The sequence below is a fragment of the Methylobacterium sp. WL18 genome (assembly GCF_008040015.1).
Taxonomy (GTDB): domain Bacteria; phylum Pseudomonadota; class Alphaproteobacteria; order Rhizobiales; family Beijerinckiaceae; genus Methylobacterium; species Methylobacterium mesophilicum.
Window position 1 is genome coordinate 1 of record NZ_VRVD01000355.1, and the last position, 4,835, is coordinate 4,835.

Consider the following 4,835-nt stretch of genomic DNA (forward strand, 5'->3'; position numbering starts at 1 on the left):
AAGGAGTCCGCGGCCAAGGAGGCGCCGAAGGCCGGCAGCCCCAAGGCCGGCACCAAGAATTCCGACAAGGCGGACCACAGGGCCGCCGAGCCCAAGGTCGCCGCCGTGGGCGCGCCCACGGCGCTCGCCCCGTCCGAGCCGGCGGACGCCGCCACCGTGCTGGCCCAGGCCAACGCCTACTTCAACGCCATGAACACCCTGACGGGCAGCTTCATGCAGATCGGCGCGGACGGGCGCCGGATCGGCGGCAAGCTGACGCTGGCCAAGCCCGGCCGCCTGCGCTTCGACTACGACCAGCCCTCGCCGCTGGAGGTGGTGGCCGACGGCACCTCCGTGGCGGTGCGCGACCGCAAGCTCGCCACCCAGGACCTCTACTTCATCGCCCAGACGCCGCTGAAGTTTTTGCTGCGTGAAAAAATCGACCTCGCCCGCGACCTCTCGGTCACCGACGTCGCCAACGATCCGGGCGGCGTGCGCATCAGCCTGGAGGACCGGGCGACGCTCGGCGGCACCTCGAAGATCCAGCTGTTCTTCGATGCCGAGATGAAGACCCTGTCGCAGTGGCGGATCACCGACCCGCAGGGCTACATCACCACGGTGCAGCTCTCGAACCTGCAGCGGCCCAAGACCGTCGACGCCGGCCTGTTCTTCATCAATTACGGGCGCGCCGAGGATAAGGCGATGCAGCAGCAGATCCAGCAATCGCAGCAGCCCAACTGATTTTCGGGGCGATGCGGCATGCTCCGCTGAGCAACATTTCACGAGGATCCCATTCGCCAAGGGATCGAGGTTTGCCCGATCGCTGAAACATCCACCGCGTCATCCCGGGGCCGCGCAGCGGAGCCCGGGATCCATGACCGCCGACGACGCAAGCACCCGCACCGTCAGAGGATCTGGATTCCGGGCTCGCCTCCGGCGCCCCGGAACGACAAGGCGGCTTATCTCACCTCCCCAAGCCCGAGACGCAACCCGAGACCCCGCCCGTGCGCCTGTCCGTCACCACCTGGAACATCAACTCGGTGCGGCTGCGCATCGACCTGGTCCTGCGCTTCCTGGCCGAGCACAAGCCGGACGTGCTCTGCCTCCAGGAGACCAAGTGCCCGGACGACGCGTTCCCGCTCAAAGCCCTGCGCGGCTCCGGCTACGAGCACGTCATGTTCGCCGGCCAGAAGGGCTATAACGGCGTCGCGATCCTGTCCCGCTTCCCCCTGCACACCCGCGGCGTGATGGGTTTTTGCGAGAAGCAGGACGCCCGGCACATCTCGGCGGTGCTCGGGCCCGAGGCGGGGGCCGCGGCCGGCATCGTGCTGCACGATTTCTACGTCCCGGCGGGCGGCGACGTGCCCGACCGCGCGCTGAATCCGAAGTTCGCCCACAAGCTCGATTTCCTGGGTGAGCTGCGCGCCTGGGGCGGCCAGCGCGTCGCCGGCCCGGCGATCCTGGTCGGCGACCTCAACGTCGCGCCGCTGGAGCACGACGTCTGGTCGCACAAGCAGCTCCTCGACGTGGTGAGCCACACCCCCATCGAGACCGAGGCCCTGGAGCTGCTGCGCGGCGAGGCCGGCTGGATCGATGCGGCCCGCCACCTCACCCCGGAGCCGGAGAAGATCTACACCTGGTGGAGCTACCGCTCGCCGGACTGGTCGGCGGCCAACAAGGGCCGGCGGCTGGACCATGCCTGGGTCTCGCCGGAGCTGGCCGGCACGGTCCGCGCGGTGGAGGTCCTGCGCGACGCCCGCGGCTGGGAGCGGCCCTCGGACCACGCCCCGGTGACCCTGACCCTGGCGCTGTGACGGCGCGTCACGGAACTGCGGTGACCACTGCGCATTGCCGGATCACGAACCTGCGATGCGAGCCCGCCCGATGCGCAAGATCCTGATCGCCCTTCTGCTTCCCAAGGTCGTCTCCTTCCTGCGCCGCCGCTACGGCGGCCCGCACGCCGCCCGCGACCGGGCGTTCTGACGCCCCGCTCGACCGCCCGCCACGTCGCGGCTCACCGCCCTGTCTCCGCGTCCGGCCCGGATCGCGGAGCGAGGCGGCTCTTTCGCGTGCGCCCCCGATGGCGCCGCGTGGTTCGCCAGCCTGATACGACCGGTCGAAGCGCGCCCCAGATGCCCCGTCCTGCAGGAAACCGCGCCCGATGACCGACGATCCCCGCGAGGCCGGTCCCCGGCCGCCCTTTCCCGGCGACCAGCAGCAGGAGCGGCCCGGCCTCACCTCGAAGATGACGCCGCGTCCCGACCACGGCGAGGAGAGCTACGTCGGCAAGGGCTTGCTCACCGGGCAGGTCGCGCTGATCACGGGCGGCGATTCCGGCATCGGCCGGGCGGTGGCGATCGCGTATGCCCGCGAGGGCGCCGACGTGGCGATCTCCTACCTGGAGGTCGAGCAGTCGGACGCGGAGGACACCAAAGCCTGGGTCGAGAAGGCCGGCCGCCGCTGCCTGCTCCTGCCGGGCGACATCCGCGACGAGGCCCAGTGCCGGGCGCTGGTGGACCGCACGATGGCCGCGTTCGGGCGGCTCGACGTGCTGGTCAACAACGCCGCCGCCCAGGTGGTCAACGAAGGGCTCGACGACCTGAACGCCGCCGACATCGAGGGCTCGTTCCGGGCCAACGTCTTCGCGATGTACTACCTCGCCCAGGCCGCGGTGCCGCACATGAAGCCGGGCGGCGCGATCGTGAACTCGACCAGCGTCCAGGCCAAGGTCGCGGGCGCGAACATGCTGATCTACGCCGCCACCAAGGGCGCCATCGCCAGCCTGACCATCGGCCTGTCGAACCTGCTCGCGCCCAAGGGCATCCGGGTGAATTGCGTGGCGCCCGGCCCGGTCTGGACCCCGATCCAGCCGATCGTGAAGAGCCCCGAGGAGCTGGAAGAGCTCGGCACCCAGACACCGCTGGGCCGCGCCGGCCAGCCCGCGGAACTCGCCGGCGCCTACGTGCTGCTCGCCTCGCGCGAGGGCAGCTTCATGTCGGGCGCCCTCGTGCCGGTGACCGGCGGCATCCCGATGCTGTGAGGGCGGGGCCTCACTCGACGTAGACGCCCGCGCCCACCAGCGCCGGGACGTCCTCGACCGTCGTGGCGCAGACGTAGCTCCACTTCACCTCGGGCGTGCTGCGCCGGGGCCGCGGGAACATGTAGTCGACCCAGCCGGACCCGGATTCCCGCACGATCCCGATGAAATCCTTGTGGAACTGCTTGCCGGCCGCGTCGTGCTCCTGGAGCAGGTCGCGGCCCTCGCGGTTCGGATGGGCGGCGTTGAACAGCACGGTCCCGTGCATGTCGACCACGAACAGGTAGACGTCGCCGTAGCGCCAGGGGCTGTTCTTGCGGCGGAACGCCGTGAACGCGGTGCGGCCTTCGCTCTCGATCAATTCGGCGGCCCTGTTCACCAGGGCCTCGATCTCCGCCGCCTGGTGGACCGGGCCGGGCTGATCCCGCCCGGCCACCTGCCTCAGCGGCAGGACCAGGATCAGGATCAGGATCGGCAGGCTGACGATCAGCGCTCGCTTGGGCATGGTCGCCCCCCTGACGGTCCCCCCTCGGTCCGGTGATCGCGGTCCCGCTCGGGGCGCCAACACCGGAGCATCAGCCGGCGCGGCGCCGGAAGAAACCGGTCTCGATCGCCATCCGCGGCACGGGCCACCAGCGCGGCCGCCTCGGCCCGGCCAGGATGGCGGCCGGAAGCGGGGCATCGTCCGCCGCCTCCGCGGGATGGTGGGTCTCGATCATGCGCTTCAGCCGCTGCAGCGCGGTGAGATACATGCAGGCCCGCAGGCGCCGGGCCTCGCTCGACCGCATCGCTTCGAGGTCCGCCAGCAGTGCTTCCGCCTGTCGGATGTGGTGTTCGGCCTCGGTGATGAAATCTTCGATCGCACAGAGATCTGACATCTTCCGGCTCCCGGATACGATGGAGATATCGACGCTGGCAGGCTTAGACATCGGGCATCGACGGGTCTCCCCGTGCGGTTCCCTTCGCGTCGCAGGTACCTCTCCGAGAGCGAGGACCTGTCCGGACCCGGGTTTAATCCCGGTGTCGTCAATTTCGCGATCGATCGTCGGGCAGATATTCAATATTCAGGCGAGATAGATAGTGCGGACGCCGCCGAACCGCGCTGAGTCGGACGGATATACCATGTGGCCGACAGTAGATCCATGTCGCATGCTGCGGTCGATGGAATTCATCGCGCTGCGAAGCGCGCGCCGCCCGGGCGGGCCTTCCGGCAGGGGCTGTCCTGGCTGGAGGATGGGGGCGACCCCGATGCCGGCCCGCGCCCGGTCGTCCTGACGGTCGGCGGGACCGCCGGCGTGGCGCTGTGACGGAAACTCCCGGGAGGGCAGGGGCTGCGGCGCCGGGGACAGGCGGCACGCCGATACGGGGAGCGGCGTAGATCGACGTCAGTCGGCCGCCCACCGTCATCGCGAGCGCAACGAAGCAAGCCAGTGCGGCGCGCGATCTCCGGACGTGGCGTTTCCCTGGGTTTCTTCGCTCCGCTCGCGATGACGACATGGGGTGCATCAGTCGCAGCGAGGCGGACTCGGCTGACGACGGCATGACCCAACCCGAACGTTTCGGGCACGCCGTTGGCGATCTTGAGTGCGACGGCGATACTGGACGGTTCGGGGGCGTGTGGAGAACCTGATGCAATCCAGAGCAAGCAACCGTGCGCCGGTTTGCAGACTACGCAATCACTCAGAAAAAAACCCGCCGCGGTGAGCGGCGGGTCTGAGAGATCCCGAAAGACCCTAGAACGGGATATCGTCGTCCAGGTCGTACCCACCGCGGGCCCCGCCGCCACCGCCGCCGGACGAAGCCGGGGCCGGACGTCCGC

General features: G+C 69.7%; 6 protein-coding genes. 4 read left to right on the plus strand and 2 right to left on the minus strand.

The features are described 5' to 3' along the window. From FV228_RS20410 to FV228_RS20420, 3 genes are all read left to right on the plus strand, one after another. Positions 1 to 720, plus strand: a 720-nt coding sequence (locus FV228_RS20410) for an outer-membrane lipoprotein carrier protein LolA (protein WP_187277832.1), incomplete at its 5' end; no start/stop codon positions are given. 263 nt (positions 721 to 983) lie between these two features. Continuing rightward, positions 984 to 1,793 (plus strand): exodeoxyribonuclease III, encoded by an 810-nt coding sequence (gene xth, locus FV228_RS20415; protein ID WP_147856291.1) that lies wholly within the window; start codon positions 984 to 986, stop codon positions 1,791 to 1,793. Positions 1,794 to 2,140: 347 nt separating this feature from the next. Then, positions 2,141 to 3,019 carry an SDR family oxidoreductase gene (locus FV228_RS20420; protein WP_147856292.1) on the plus strand — a complete coding sequence of 293 codons (879 nt, stop codon included), beginning with the start codon at positions 2,141 to 2,143 and terminating at the stop codon, positions 3,017 to 3,019. 10 nt (positions 3,020 to 3,029) lie between these two features. Here FV228_RS20420 and FV228_RS20425 read toward each other — a convergent pair whose 3' ends face one another. Continuing rightward, positions 3,030 to 3,521 (minus strand): cache domain-containing protein, encoded by a 492-nt coding sequence (locus tag FV228_RS20425; protein WP_147856293.1) that lies wholly within the window; start codon positions 3,519 to 3,521, stop codon positions 3,030 to 3,032. Between the two features lie 70 nt (positions 3,522 to 3,591). Next, entirely contained in the window at positions 3,592 to 3,894 is a 303-nt protein-coding gene (locus FV228_RS20430) for a hypothetical protein (RefSeq protein WP_147856294.1), read from the minus strand. Positions 3,895 to 4,158: 264 nt separating this feature from the next. Here FV228_RS20430 and FV228_RS33250 point away from each other — a divergent pair, with 264 nt between their 5' ends. Next, positions 4,159 to 4,323 (plus strand): hypothetical protein, encoded by a 165-nt coding sequence (locus FV228_RS33250; protein WP_187277833.1) that lies wholly within the window; start codon positions 4,159 to 4,161, stop codon positions 4,321 to 4,323. Positions 4,324 to 4,835: the final 512 nt, after the last annotated feature.